17 protein-coding genes are annotated in these 13,093 nt (G+C 65.4%); 13 read left to right on the forward strand and 4 right to left on the reverse strand.

What is annotated here, in order from left to right:
- Window positions 1-366: 366 nt before the first annotated feature.
- Genes arsB through JNO53_RS09935 form a run of 4 tightly spaced genes read right to left on the reverse strand, consistent with a single transcriptional unit; the run spans window position 367 to window position 2,772 of the window.
- The gene (arsB, locus tag JNO53_RS09920; RefSeq protein WP_203110345.1) at window positions 367-1,449 is read right to left on the reverse strand and encodes an ACR3 family arsenite efflux transporter; all 1,083 of its coding nucleotides are present in this window, start codon (window positions 1,447-1,449) and stop codon (window positions 367-369) included.
- Window positions 1,446-1,946 (reverse strand): arsenate reductase ArsC, encoded by a 501-nt coding sequence (locus JNO53_RS09925; protein WP_203110347.1) that lies wholly within the window; start codon window positions 1,944-1,946, stop codon window positions 1,446-1,448. Before JNO53_RS09925 ends, arsB begins: the two co-directional genes overlap by 4 nt.
- An 8-nt stretch (window positions 1,947-1,954) precedes the next feature.
- Complete coding sequence (locus JNO53_RS09930; RefSeq protein ID WP_203110348.1) at window positions 1,955-2,434, reverse strand: ArsI/CadI family heavy metal resistance metalloenzyme; 480 nt, start codon at window positions 2,432-2,434, stop codon at window positions 1,955-1,957.
- Window positions 2,434-2,772 (reverse strand): ArsR/SmtB family transcription factor, encoded by a 339-nt coding sequence (locus JNO53_RS09935; RefSeq protein ID WP_203110350.1) that lies wholly within the window; start codon window positions 2,770-2,772, stop codon window positions 2,434-2,436. The genes JNO53_RS09930 and JNO53_RS09935 overlap by 1 nt, the downstream gene beginning before the upstream one ends.
- A gap of 558 nt (window positions 2,773-3,330) precedes the next feature.
- On the opposite strand from JNO53_RS09935, the gene rpsL reads away from it, so the two are divergent.
- The 13 genes from rpsL (at window position 3,331) to rplP (ending at window position 13,091) form a co-directional block, all read left to right on the forward strand.
- On the forward strand, window positions 3,331-3,702 hold the full coding sequence (gene rpsL / locus JNO53_RS09940) for a 30S ribosomal protein S12 (protein ID WP_203110352.1): 372 nt from the start codon (window positions 3,331-3,333) through the stop codon (window positions 3,700-3,702).
- 164 nt (window positions 3,703-3,866) lie between these two features.
- Window positions 3,867-4,337 carry a 30S ribosomal protein S7 gene (gene rpsG / locus JNO53_RS09945; protein ID WP_203110360.1) on the forward strand — a complete coding sequence of 157 codons (471 nt, stop codon included), beginning with the start codon at window positions 3,867-3,869 and terminating at the stop codon, window positions 4,335-4,337.
- 158 nt (window positions 4,338-4,495) lie between these two features.
- Complete coding sequence (gene fusA / locus JNO53_RS09950; RefSeq protein WP_203110362.1) at window positions 4,496-6,589, forward strand: elongation factor G; 2,094 nt, start codon at window positions 4,496-4,498, stop codon at window positions 6,587-6,589.
- A 94-nt stretch (window positions 6,590-6,683) separates the two neighbouring features.
- Window positions 6,684-7,859 carry an elongation factor Tu gene (gene tuf, locus JNO53_RS09955; protein ID WP_203110364.1) on the forward strand — a complete coding sequence of 392 codons (1,176 nt, stop codon included), beginning with the start codon at window positions 6,684-6,686 and terminating at the stop codon, window positions 7,857-7,859.
- A gap of 162 nt (window positions 7,860-8,021) precedes the next feature.
- On the forward strand, window positions 8,022-8,333 hold the full coding sequence (gene rpsJ, locus JNO53_RS09960; protein WP_006831877.1) for a 30S ribosomal protein S10: 312 nt from the start codon (window positions 8,022-8,024) through the stop codon (window positions 8,331-8,333).
- A gap of 280 nt (window positions 8,334-8,613) precedes the next feature.
- Window positions 8,614-9,513: a 50S ribosomal protein L3 gene (rplC, locus tag JNO53_RS09965; protein WP_203110366.1), complete on the forward strand. Its 900-nt coding sequence runs from the start codon at window positions 8,614-8,616 to the stop codon at window positions 9,511-9,513.
- Window positions 9,514-9,515: 2 nt separating this feature from the next.
- Window positions 9,516-10,139 (forward strand): 50S ribosomal protein L4, encoded by a 624-nt coding sequence (rplD, locus tag JNO53_RS09970; protein ID WP_203110368.1) that lies wholly within the window; start codon window positions 9,516-9,518, stop codon window positions 10,137-10,139.
- Window positions 10,132-10,440 carry a 50S ribosomal protein L23 gene (locus JNO53_RS09975; RefSeq protein ID WP_119511502.1) on the forward strand — a complete coding sequence of 103 codons (309 nt, stop codon included), beginning with the start codon at window positions 10,132-10,134 and terminating at the stop codon, window positions 10,438-10,440. The genes rplD and JNO53_RS09975 overlap by 8 nt, the downstream gene beginning before the upstream one ends.
- An 11-nt stretch (window positions 10,441-10,451) precedes the next feature.
- On the forward strand, window positions 10,452-11,288 hold the full coding sequence (gene rplB, locus JNO53_RS09980; protein ID WP_203110370.1) for a 50S ribosomal protein L2: 837 nt from the start codon (window positions 10,452-10,454) through the stop codon (window positions 11,286-11,288).
- 6 nt (window positions 11,289-11,294) lie between these two features.
- Window positions 11,295-11,570 (forward strand): 30S ribosomal protein S19, encoded by a 276-nt coding sequence (gene rpsS, locus JNO53_RS09985; RefSeq protein WP_119511504.1) that lies wholly within the window; start codon window positions 11,295-11,297, stop codon window positions 11,568-11,570.
- Window positions 11,570-11,947, forward strand: a complete 378-nt coding sequence (gene rplV / locus JNO53_RS09990; RefSeq protein ID WP_129523969.1) for a 50S ribosomal protein L22 — start codon at window positions 11,570-11,572, stop codon at window positions 11,945-11,947. The genes rpsS and rplV overlap by 1 nt, the downstream gene beginning before the upstream one ends.
- 1 nt (window position 11,948) lies before the next feature.
- Window positions 11,949-12,644 carry a 30S ribosomal protein S3 gene (gene rpsC, locus JNO53_RS09995; RefSeq protein WP_203110372.1) on the forward strand — a complete coding sequence of 232 codons (696 nt, stop codon included), beginning with the start codon at window positions 11,949-11,951 and terminating at the stop codon, window positions 12,642-12,644.
- Window positions 12,645-12,659: 15 nt separating this feature from the next.
- Window positions 12,660-13,091, forward strand: coding sequence for a 50S ribosomal protein L16 (rplP, locus tag JNO53_RS10000; protein WP_203110374.1), 432 nt, complete (start codon window positions 12,660-12,662; stop codon window positions 13,089-13,091).
- Window positions 13,092-13,093: the final 2 nt, after the last annotated feature.

Below are 13,093 nucleotides of genomic sequence, written 5' to 3' on the forward strand. Positions count from 1 at the left end.
GCGCCGCAAGGGCCTCGGGCGGGAAGGGGGTGTTGACACGAGTGACACGGTCCCCGGGGCAAGTGTCACCTTGCATGTCATGTGTAACCTTGCGGCATGGCTGCGAGCCCCTGCGTCCCGGTGTGCCGTGCTGCCGGTAGCGCGCCGCGACGCTCCGCCCGGGGCTTGCGGGTGGAAGCGAACGACCCCCGGCAGGCCAGGGCCTGCCACGGCGCCGCATGCGGCTCCATCAGCGCTGATTGGGTTCACGCAAGGACGCGAAGACACGAAGGGGCAGGCGACTCGGTCGGACATAGCCCGCAAGCAGATTGCAAATTTTCGGCGTGTAGGAAAATGGTTTGTGAGCGAGCGTCGACCGGCCCCGGATCAGCCGTCCGGGAACGCGCCGCGGGTCCGGTTGGCGAGCGCGACCAGCGAGAGCATCACCGGCACTTCCACCAGCACGCCCACCACCGTCGCCAGGGCCGCGCCGCTGCCGAGCCCGAACATCCCGATCGCGACCGCCACGGCGAGCTCGAAGAAGTTCGAGGTGCCGATCAGCGCGCAGGGCGCGGCGATCGCGTGCGGCACGCGCCAGGCCTTCGCCGCGCCATAGGCGATGAGGAAGATGCCGTAGCTCTGGATCACGATCGGCACGGCGATCAGCGCGACGAGGAGCGGCCGCGCGAGAATGGTTTCGGCCTGGAAGCCGAACAATAGCACCACGGTCACGAGCAGCCCGAGGATCGAGAGCGGCTTGAGGCGGCCGGTGAAGCGATCCACCGCGCCCGGATCGCCGTGGTGCGCGGCGAGGAGCCGGCGGCGGACGAATGCGCCCGCCGCAAGCGGCACGACGACGTAGAGCGCGACCGAGAGAAGCAGCGTCTCCCACGGCACGGCGATGTCGGCGACCCCGAGCAGCAGGGCGACGATCGGCGCGAAGGCGACGATCATCACCAGATCGTTCACCGCCACCTGCACCAGCGTATAGGCCGGATCGCCTTTGGTAAGCTGCGACCAGACGAACACCATGGCGGTGCAGGGCGCGGCGCCAAGCAGGATCAGCCCCGCGATGTATTCCCTCGCGTCGGCCGGCGCGATCAGATCGGCGAAGACGACTTCGAAGAACAGCACGCCGAGCGCGGCCATGGTGAAGGGCTTGACGAGCCAGTTCACCACCAGCGTGATGATGAGGCCCCTGGGCTTGTCGCCGACCCGGCGCACGGCCGAGAAATCGACCGCCACCATCATCGGGAAGATCATCGCCCAGATCAGGACCGCGACCACGAGATTGACCGAGGCATATTCGATCGCGGCGAGCGCGCCGAAGATGTCCGGCGCGAGACTGCCGAGCGCAAGGCCGCAAAGGATCGCGCCGGCGACCCACAGCGAGAGCCATTTCTCGAACAGGCCCAGGCCCGCGGCGCGGGTGTCGATGGGCGCGGCAGGACTGGCAGCGGATGCGCTCATCGTCCGTCCGCCTCCTGCCCGATCGCGTGCAGCCGTTCGCGCAGCGCGACATCCTCGAGGCTGTCGGCTGGCAGGGCGAGCATCAGATCGATCCGCCGCTTGAGCATGCGGAACGCATCGAGGAAAGCCGCGGCTTTCTCCGCATCGCTCCCGTCGACTGCCGCAGGATCGGGAATGCCCCAGTGCGCGCTGACCGGCCGGCCCGGCCAGACGGGGCAGGTTTCCGCCGCCGCGCTGTCGCAGACCGTGAAGATCAGATCGAACTGCGGACCTTGCGCGAACTCGTTCCAGCTTTTCGAGCGGTATCCATCAGCCGGATAGCCCAGCTTGTCGAGCGTATGGATAGCCCAGGGACTGACCGTTCCGGCCGGATTGCTGCCGGCGCTGAAGGCGCGGAATCGGCCGTCGCCGTCGCGGTTGAGGATCGCTTCGGCGAGGATCGAGCGAGCGGAATTGCCGGTACAGAGGAACAGCACGTTCAGCGGCTGGGTCGGCATCGTGGGTCTCAGCAGCAGGACACGGAAGGAGCCGAGGCGTTTGCAGCCTTCGGCACGCAGCAGGCATCGGAGGCCGCATTCGTCGAGGCGAGCTGCGCAAGGTCGGGATTGCCGCCGTAGGTCGTGCTTTCGCCGTCGGTCAGGAAGGCTTCCCACACGACGCCGTCGGGGTCGGCGATCCAGCTCTTCTCCGACTTCGCGTAGCAACACGTGGTCGCGCCTTCTTCCAGCACGGGCCGGTCGGCCGCCTTGAGGCGGGCGTAGACTTCGGCGAGCTCGTCGCCGTTCTCCACCTGCAGCCCGACGTGCTCGATACCCGTCGATGCGCCTTCGCGCAGCGAGACAGCGAAATTGATCCGCGGGTCTTCGAGCATCCACTTGGCGTAGTCGCTCTTCACCACGCTCGGCTCAGCACCGAACAGCTTGTTGTAGAAGGCGATCGATCGGTCGAGATCGGTCACGCCGACATGGACATGAAAGCGCTTCATCACGCGGTCCTTTTCGTTTGGGGAGGGCAGGTGGAGGCATCGTCGGCGCAGGGAACGCCGCCGCAGCAATTCTCGGTCAGGTAGCCCATCAGCGCGTTCATCGCGGCATAGTCGGCCGAATAGATGATCGATCGGCTTTCGCGCCGCTGGGTCACGAGCCCGGCGTTGGTGAGCTGGGCGAGGTGGAAGCTCATCGACGAAGGCGGAACGTCGAGACTGTCGGCGAGCGCGCCGGCTGCCATTCCGTCCTCGCCCGCCTGTACCAGCAGGCGAAATGCGGCGAGGCGGTGTTCCTGGGCCAGAGCGGACAGGGCGCGTATGGTGTCAACCGCTTCCATGGGGTACTTTCAATGATTCGATAACTATCGAATTATAGAATTGTGGAAGGTGAGACAAGATGCAATTTTCGTGATGTCGGGCGTCGCCTCGGTACCCTTCGTCATCCCAGCTTTCGCTGGGATGACGGCGGGGTGTAACGATGTAGTGACTAGAACGCAGCGATCCGACGCCGGGAAGGGCAGCGGTGCGCCGGTTCTTGACCGTGAGCCCGAATCCCCCTAAGGGCGCGCTCATCCGAAACGGGGTGCGCTCCGCGTCGGTCAGATAGAGCTGAACATTGCCGGTCATGTCCCGGAGGCCTTGGCGCTGAGCGCTGGAGGCTTTTTTCTATTGAAGCGCCCTTGGGGTGCTTCGGGGCAGCCGTCAAAGTAACCCGGTGTCCGTGACCCGGGTGGAGTGTTTCAGGCTCGCTACCGAGCTCCCGCGCAGGCGGGAGCCTCAGGCCGCAGGCGGTGCGCCGGTGGCACGAGGTCCCCGCCTTCGCGGGGACTCAGGGCAGCCCAAATCTCTCCACCCTGGCCCCAGTGTCACCTCCATACGGTGAAGAGAAAGAATCTATGCCGACGATCAACCAGTTGGTCCGCCTGGGCCGCGTTCCGCAGAAGGCCAAGTCCAAGGTCCCTGCGATGGAGCAGAATCCGCAGAAGCGCGGTGTCTGCACCCGCGTCTACACCACGACGCCGAAGAAGCCGAACTCCGCTCTGCGCAAGGTGGCCAAGGTCCGCCTGACCAACCAGCGCGAAGTCATCTCCTACATCCCCGGCGAGGGGCACAACCTGCAGGAGCACTCCGTGGTGCTGATCCGCGGCGGCCGTGTGCGCGACCTTCCGGGCGTGCGCTACCACGTGCTGCGCGGCGTGCTCGACACGCAGGGCGTGAAGGACCGCAAGCAGAGCCGTTCGAAGTACGGCGCCAAGCGGCCCAAGTAAGGGGCGCGCAGCTCTTCACCCGTCATCCCCGCGCAAGCGGGGACCCAGGGCGGGTTCGAAGGGCGGTTTGGTTTTCAGGCGCCGCGCTTTGCCTCCCTGGGCTCCCGCTTTCGCGGGAGTGACGAAGGAGGGAAGGGCAGGGGCCAAGATAAGGAATACATCCGATGTCACGTCGTCGTCGTCCCGAGAAGCGGGAGATCCTGCCTGATCCGAAGTTCGGAGATCAGGTGCTGTCCAAGTTCATGAACAACCTCATGCTCGACGGAAAGAAATCCGTCGCCGAGCGTATCGTCTATGGCGCGCTCGACACCGTCGAGGCGAAGGCCAAGGCCGATCCGATCGCGCTGTTCCACGACGCGCTGAACAATGTCGCGCCGCAGGTCGAGGTCCGCAGCCGCCGCGTCGGCGGTGCGACCTATCAGGTGCCGGTCGAGGTTCGGCCCGAGCGTGCCCAGGCGCTGGCGATCCGCTGGCTGATCACCGCCGCCCGCGGGCGTGCGGAAACCACCATGGCGGCGCGTCTGTCGGGCGAGCTGCTCGATGCGGCGAACAACCGGGGCAACGCGGTCAAGAAGCGGGAAGACACGCACCGCATGGCCGACGCCAACCGCGCGTTCTCGCACTACCGCTGGTAAGGCGGGGACCGGCGGGGATCGCTCGTCGCAGGGAAGCGGGCCGGGCCGGCGTCTGCCGCAGGCCGGTCCGCTTCCCGCGAGACGTCTTCAACCGGTCACAGAGTTAACTATATGGGGCGCGCTTCTCCGCCGCTCCTAACGAACCCGAGGAATTTCCCATGGCCCGCAGCCATCCTATCGAGCGCTATCGCAACTTCGGCATCATGGCGCACATCGATGCCGGCAAGACCACCACGACCGAGCGCATCCTCTACTACACCGGCAAGTCCTACAAGATCGGCGAAGTCCACGACGGCGCCGCGACGATGGACTGGATGGAGCAGGAGCAGGAGCGCGGCATCACCATCACCTCGGCCGCGACCACGACCTTCTGGAAGGCCGACGACGGGCAGGGTGAAGAGCACCGCCTGAACATCATCGACACCCCGGGCCACGTGGACTTCACCATCGAAGTCGAGCGTTCGCTGCGCGTGCTCGACGGCGCGGTCGCCGCGTTTGACGGCGTCGCCGGCGTGGAGCCGCAGTCCGAGACCGTGTGGCGCCAGGCCGAGAAGTACGGCGTGCCCCGCATGTGCTACGTCAACAAGCTCGACCGCACGGGCGCCGATTTCTACTACTGCGTGCAGACGATCATCGACCGTCTCGGCGCGGTCCCGGCCGTGCTGTACCTGCCGATCGGCGCCGAGTCCGACTTCAAGGGCCTGGTCGACCTGGTCAACGACCGCGCGATCATCTGGCAGGACGAGAGCCTCGGCGCGAAGTTCGATTACGCCGAGATCCCGGCGGACATGGCCGACAAGGCCGCCGAATACCGCGAGAAGCTGGTCGAACTCGCCGTCGAGCAGGACGACGAGGTCATGGAAGCCTACCTCGAAGGCAACGTGCCCGATCCGGCGACGCTCAAGAAGCTGATCCGCAAGGGCACGCTGAACCACGCGTTCGTGCCGGTGATGTGCGGCTCCTCGTTCAAGAACAAGGGCGTGCAGCCCCTGCTCGACGCGGTCGTCGACTATCTGCCGAGCCCGGTGGACGTGCCGGCGATCAAGGGCGTGAAGCCCGACAGCGACGAGGAGGACACCCGTCCTTCGAGCGACGACGCGCCGTTCAGCGCGCTGGCGTTCAAGATCATGAACGACCCGTTCGTCGGCTCGCTCACCTTCACCCGCATCTATTCGGGCAAGCTGGCCAAGGGCCAGGTCCTGAACTCGGTGAAGGAGAAGAAGGAAAAGATCGGCCGCATGCTGCTGATGCATTCCAACAACCGCGAGGACATCGAGGAAGCGTTCGCGGGCGACATCGTCGCGATCGCCGGTCTCAAGGAGACCACCACCGGCGACACGCTGTGCGATCCGGCCAAGCCGATCATCCTCGAGCGGATGGAATTCCCCGAGCCCGTGATCGAGCTGTCGGTGGAGCCGAAGACCAAGGCCGACCAGGAGAAGATGGGCGTCGCGCTCAATCGCCTGGCCGCCGAGGATCCGAGCTTCCGCGTCTCGACCGACCACGAGTCGGGCCAGACGATCATCAAGGGCATGGGCGAGCTTCACCTCGACATCCTGGTCGACCGCATGAAGCGCGAGTTCAAGGTCGAGGCCAACGTCGGCGCGCCGCAGGTGGCGTACCGCGAGTCGCTCGCCCGCGAGGTCGAGGTGACCTACACCCACAAGAAGCAGTCGGGCGGTTCAGGCCAGTTCGGTGAAGCCAAGGTTCGCGTGATCCCCGGCGAACGCGGCCAGGGCATCATCTTCGACGACCAGATCAAGGGCGGCAATATTCCGCGCGAATATATCCCGTCGGTCGAGAAGGGCATGCGCGAGCAGGCCGAGAGCGGCTATCTGGTCGGCTTCCCGATCATCGACTTCACCATCGAACTGATCGACGGCAAGTACCACGACGTCGACTCGAGCACGGTGGCGTTCGAGATCACCGGTCGCGGCGCGATGCGCGAAGCGGCCAGCAAGGCCGGCATCAAGCTGCTCGAGCCGATCATGAAGGTCGAGGTCGTGACGCCGGAAGAGTACATGGGCGACGTCATCGGCGACCTCAACAGCCGTCGCGGCCAGATCCAGGGCACCGACAGCCGCGGCAACGCCCAGGTGGTCGACGCCTTCGTGCCGCTCGCCAACATGTTCGGCTACGTGAACGAGCTGCGCTCCTTCACGCAGGGACGTGCGAACTACTCGATGCAGTTCTCGCACTACGACGAGGTGCCGGCGAACGTCGCGCAGGAGGTCAAGGAGAAGCTTGCCTAAGGCTGGGCAAGCGTCTAGGGGCGGCGCCTGATTCACCTGGGTGCCGCCCGCGACTTTGGTGAAATTCAATCTGACAGACAGAGGTTACACGCAAATGGCTAAGGAAAAATTCGAGCGGAACAAGCCGCACTGCAACATCGGCACCATCGGCCACGTCGACCACGGCAAGACCACGCTGACGGCGGCGATCACCAAGGTGCAGGGCGCCGCGGTCGATTTCGCGAACATCGACAAGGCCCCGGAAGAGCGTGAGCGCGGCATCACCATCTCGACCGCGCACGTCGAGTACGAGACCGACGCGCGCCACTACGCGCACGTCGACTGCCCGGGCCACGCCGACTACGTGAAGAACATGATCACCGGTGCGGCGCAGATGGACGGCGCGATCCTGGTCGTGAACGCTGCCGACGGCCCGATGCCGCAGACCCGCGAGCACATCCTGCTCGCCCGTCAGGTCGGCGTGCCGGCGCTGGTCGTGTACATGAACAAGGTCGACCAGGTCGACGACGAGGAAATCCTCGAGCTCGTCGAACTGGAAGTGCGTGAGCTCCTGAGCTCGTACGACTTCGACGGCGACAACATTCCGATCGTCAAGGGTTCGGCTCTGGCCGCGCTCGAAGGCCGCGATCCGGAAATCGGCGAGAACTCCATCAAGGCTCTGATGGAAGCCGTCGACAACCACATCCCGCAGCCCGACCGTCCGGTCGACAAGCCGTTCCTGATGCCGATCGAAGACGTGTTCTCGATCTCGGGCCGCGGCACCGTGGTCACCGGCCGCGTCGAGACCGGCAAGGTCAACGTGGGCGACGAAGTCGAGATCGTGGGTATCCGCGACACGCAGAAGACCACCGTCACCGGCGTCGAAATGTTCCGCAAGCTGCTCGACAGCGGCGAAGCCGGCGACAACATCGGTGCGCTGCTGCGCGGCACGGGCCGTGACGACGTGGAGCGCGGCCAGGTTCTCGCGAAGCCGGGTTCGGTCACTCCGCACACCGAGTTCAGCGCGGAAGTCTACGTGCTGTCGAAGGACGAAGGCGGCCGTCACACGCCGTTCTTCGCCAACTACCGCCCGCAGTTCTACTTCCGCACGACCGACGTGACCGGCGAAGTGATCCTCCCCGAGGGCACCGAGATGGTCATGCCGGGCGACAACGTGACGATCGGCGTCAAGCTGATCGCGCCGATCGCGATGGACGAAGGTCTTCGCTTCGCCATCCGTGAAGGCGGCCGCACCGTCGGTTCGGGGGTTGTCAGCAAGATCACGAAGTAATATAGGCGCGCGACCGGCGGGGGATTCGTCCCTCGCCGGTCGGATTTTTCGAAGGGGGCCGCCCCTGACCGGGTTTTCCGGGAGGCGGGGCTGGCCTTCTTTTTTTGGGGGCGAACGCCGCAACCGGTGGCGCTCCTTGGCTCTTTCGCATCGGTATAGGTAATGGAAGCTCAGAACATCCGCATTCGCCTCAAGGCGTTCGACCACCGCGTTCTCGACCAGGCGACTGGTGAAATCGCAGATACCGCGCGTCGTACGGGTGCTCTCATTCGTGGCCCCATTCCCATGCCGACGCGGATCGAGAAGTTCACCGTGAACCGCGGCCCGCACATCGACAAGAAGTCGCGCGAGCAGTTCGAGGTGCGCACCTACAAGCGGCTGCTCGACATCGTGCAGCCCAACGCCCAGACGGTCGACGCGCTGATGAAGCTCGACCTCGCCGCGGGCGTGAACGTGGAGATCAAATTGGCCTGAGCCGATTTGCCGCGAGCCCCCGCGAAGGCGGGGGTCTCAGTCCTCCTGGTCGGACGTTAAAATGACCGGGCAAGTTTATAGGTCGCCGCAGGCGGCCTGAGGTCCCTGCCTTCGCAGGGACTCTCGACGACATAGGGATACCTCCGGTTTCAACCGGGCAAGCGTCCCCCGTCTCGCCTTCTTCGGAAGGCATTCAGCCCGGACGGGGCGACGCATCATTACCAGGGCTGTCACGCACCTCCGGATGGGCCGGGGGTGCCTCTGTTTTAGGAGTCTTACGATGCGCACCGGCGTTATCGCAAAGAAAGTCGGGATGACCCGCCTGTTCCAGGAGGATGGCCGGCACGTGCCCGTGACCGTTCTCGCTCTGGAAGACTGCCAGGTCGTTTCGCACCGCACCGCCGATCGCGACGGCTACTTCGCGCTTCAGGTCGGTTCGGGCGAGGCCAAGCAGAAGAACGTGAACAAGCCGCAGCGCGAAGCTTTCGCGAAGGCGGAAGTGCCGTTGAAGATGAAGGTCGCCGAGTTCCGCGTTGAGAACGAGGAAGGCCTGATGCCGGTCGGCGCGACGATCAGTGCCGAGCACTTCATCGCCGGGCAGAAGGTCGACATCACCGGCCACACGCAGGGCAAGGGCTTTGCCGGCGCGATGAAGCGCTGGGGCTTCGGCGGTCTGCGCGCGTCGCACGGCGTTTCGCTCAGCCACCGTTCGCACGGTTCGACGGGTAATCGCCAGGATCCGGGCCGCGTCTTTAAGAACAAGAAGATGGCGGGCCACATGGGCGACCGTCAGCGCACGCAGCAGAACCTCGAGATCGTGCGCACCGACGCCGATCGCGGCCTCCTGTTCGTCAAGGGCTCGGTTCCGGGCGCGAAGAACGCCTGGCTGCTCGTTCGCGACGCCGTGAAGTTGCCGGTTCCCGAAGGCGTGCCGTTCCCCGGCGCGATCCTCGAGAAGAAGGGCACCGCTCCGGCGCACGAGGAAGCTGCCCCGGGTCTGGTCGAGAGCGCTGCCGAGCACGAAGTGCACGAGCAGGTCGACGCCGAACAGCAGGCGAAGCTGGCCGCAGAACAGCAGGCCGGGGCCGGTGACGACGTCACCCCCGCGGCAGGCGAAGAGAACAAGGCCGAAGGCGCTGCCAGTGATGGCGGGGCCGACGGCGAGAGCAAGGAGTCCTGATCGTGAAGGTCAAGGTCCAGAAACTCGACGGCAAGGCGTCGGGCGACATCGAGCTCAATGACGCCGTGTTCGGCGTCGAGCCGCGCGCCGACATCCTGCACCGCGTCGTCACCTGGCAGCTCGAGAACCGGCGCGGCACCGCCCGCCCGACTCGCGAGCGGTCCGATGTCGCGCGCACCGGCAAGAAGTTCGGCCGTCAGAAGGGCGGCGGCACGGCTCGTCACGGCGACCGCGCTGCTCCGATCTTCATCGGCGGCGGCAAGGCGCACGGCGCCCGTCTGCGCGACTTCGACGTCTCGCTGAACAAGAAGATCCGCGCGCTCGGCCTGAAGATGGCGCTTTCGAGCAAGGCGAAGGACGGCCTCGTGGTCGTCGACAGCCTTGAGCTCAAGGACGCCAAGACCAAGGCCGTCGCCGAAGCGTTCGGCAAGAACGGTTGGAACGGCAAGGTGCTGGTGATCGACGGCGAGGCCGTGAACGAAGGCTTCAAGAAGGCCGCGGGCAATCTCAAGGGGGTCAACGTGCTCCCCGCGATCGGCGCCAACGTCTACGACATCCTGAAGCACGACACGCTGGTCCTGACCAAGGACGCGGTCGAAAAGCTGGAGGCGCGCTTCAATGGCTAAGAAGCAGGAAATCGATGCGCGTCACTACGACGTGATCCTCAGCCCCCACATCACCGAGAAGTCGACCCTGCTTTCGGAGCAGAACGGCGTCGTCTTCAAGGTGGCGAACGATGCGACCAAGCCGCAGATCAAGGAAGCGGTGGAAGCGCTGTTCGACGTGAAGGTGAAGGGCGTGAATACGATCGTCGTCAAGGGCAAGACGAAGCGCTGGAAGGGCAAGCCCTACAAGCGCAGCGACCTGAAGAAGGCGGTGGTGACGCTGGCGGAAGGTGACTCGATCGACGTCACCGGCGGAATCTGAGGGCAGGACAGATGGCACTCAAGAACTACAAACCGACGAGCCCCGCGCGCCGCGGCCTCATCCTCGTCGACAAGTCCGGCCTGTACAAGGGCAAGCCGGTCAAGTCGCTGACGGAAGGCAAGCGCAAGACGGGCGGCCGCAACAACAAGGGCCATGTCACCTCGCGCGGCATGGGCGGCGGTCACAAGCAGAAGTACCGCTTCATCGACTTCAAGCGTCGCAAGTGGGACGTCGAGGGCACCGTGGAGCGGATCGAGTACGATCCCAACCGCACGGCCTTCATCGCGCTGATCAAGTATGCCGATGGCGAGCTGACCTACATCCTGGCGCCGCAGCGTCTGGCCGTGGGCGACAAGGTCGTCGCCGGCGAGAAGACCGACACCAAACCGGGCAACGCCATGCTGCTCGGCCAGATGCCGGTCGGCACGATCTGCCACAACGTCGAGATGAAGCCGGGCAAGGGCGGCCAGATCGCCCGTTCGGCGGGCGCCTACGTCCAGCTCGTCGGTCGTGACCGCGGCCTGGTGATCGTTCGCCTCAATTCGGGCGAGCAGCGTTACCTGCGGGCGGACTGCATGGGTACGGTTGGCGCGGTGTCGAACCCCGACAACCAGAACCAGAACCTGGGCAAGGCCGGTCGCCGCCGCTGGATGGGCATCAAGCCGCTCACCCGCGGTGTCGCCAAGAACCCGGTCGACCACCCGCACGGCGGCGGTGAAGGCCGCACCTCGGGCGGCCGTCACCCGGTCACCCCGTGGGGCAAGCCGACCAAGGGCGCCCGGACCCGCAAGAACAAGGCGACGGACAAGATGATCATCCGTTCGCGCCACGCGAAGAAGAAGAGGTAATCGGACATGGCTCGTTCCGTCTGGAAAGGTCCGTTCGTCGAGCTCAGCCTTCTCAAGAAGGCTGAGGACGCACAGGAAGCCGGTGGCCGTGCGCCGATCAAGACCTGGTCGCGTCGCAGCACGATCCTGCCGCAGTTCGTCGGCCTGACGTTCAACGTCTACAATGGCCAGAAGTTCATCCCGGTCTCCGTTTCGGAAGACATGGTCGGCCACAAGCTCGGCGAGTTCGCGCCCACGCGCAACTTCCCGGGCCACGCTGCCGACAAGAAGGGTAAGCGCTAATGGGCAAGCAGAAAGCTCCCCGCCGCGTTGCGGACAACGAGGCGCTGGCCGTCGGCACCACGATCCGTGGTTCGGCGCAGAAGCTGAACCTCGTCGCCGAGCTGATCCGCGGCAAGAAGGCCGAGGACGCGATGAGCATCCTCGCCTTCTCGAAGAAGGCGATGGCGCGCGACGCGCAGAAGGTGCTCGCCTCGGCGATCGCCAATGCCGAGAACAACCACGACCTGGACGTCGACGCGCTGGTGGTTGCGGAAGCTTCCGTCGGCAAGTCGATCACCATGAAGCGCTTCCACACGCGCGGACGGGGCAAGAGCACCCGCATCCTCAAGCCGTTCAGCCGGCTGCGCATCGTGGTTCGCGAGCAGGAAGAGGCGTAAGATGGGCCAGAAGAGCAATCCGATCGGTCTGCGCCTGCAGATCAACCGCACCTGGGACAGCCGCTGGTACGCCGAAGGGCGCGACTATGCGCGGCTGCTCAAGGAAGACATCGAGATCCGCAAGTACATCATCGAGAACCTGCCGCAGGCGGCGATCTCGAAGGTGGTGATCGAGCGTCCGGCCAAGCTGTGCCGGGTCTCGATCTATGCGGCCCGTCCCGGCGTCATCATCGGCAAGAAGGGCGCGGACATCGAGAAGCTGCGCTCCAAGCTGTCGACCATGACCGAGAGCGAGGTGAAGCTGAACATCGTCGAGATCCGCAAGCCGGAAGTCGATGCCAAGCTCGTCGCGCAGGGCATTGCCGACCAGCTCGTGCGCCGCGTGGCATTCCGCCGGGCGATGAAGCGCGCGATGCAGTCCGCCATGCGTCTGGGTGCCGAAGGCATCAAGATCGTCTGCGGCGGCCGCCTCGGCGGTGCGGAAATCGCCCGTGTCGAGCAGTACCGCGAAGGCCGCGTGCCGCTGCACACGCTGCGCGCCAACATCGACTATGCCGAGGCCGAGGCGCTGACCGCCTACGGCATCATCGGCATCAAGGTGTGGGTCTTCAAGGGCGAGATCCTCGGCCATGATCCGACGGCGCAGGACCGTCTGATGATGGAATCGCAGACCTCCGGCGTCCGTCCGGCTCGCTGAGATTAGGTAAGAGCAATGCTGCAACCGAAGAAAACCAAGTTCCGCAAGGCCTTCAAGGGCCGGATCAAGGGCGACGCCAAGGGCGGCACCGCGCTGAACTTCGGCTCGTACGGCCTCAAGGCCATGGAGCCGGAGCGGATCACCGCACGCCAGATCGAGGCTGCGCGCCGTGCGATCACGCGCCACATCAAGCGCCAGGGGCGCCTGTGGATCCGCGTGTTCCCCGACGTGCCGGTGTCGAAGAAGCCTGCCGAAGTCCGTCAGGGTAAGGGCAAGGGTTCGGTCGAATACTGGGCCGCCCGCGTGAAGCCCGGCCGCATCCTGTTCGAGCTCGACGGCGTCGCCGGCCCGCTCGCCGCCGAAGCGTTCGAGCGCGCGGCGATGAAGCTGCCGATCAAGACCAAGGTCGTCGCCCGTCTCGGCGACACCTCGCATCTGGAGGGTTGATC

Origin of the sequence: Altererythrobacter sp. C41 (assembly GCF_016803135.1) — a bacterium.
Classification (GTDB): domain Bacteria; phylum Pseudomonadota; class Alphaproteobacteria; order Sphingomonadales; family Sphingomonadaceae; genus Pelagerythrobacter.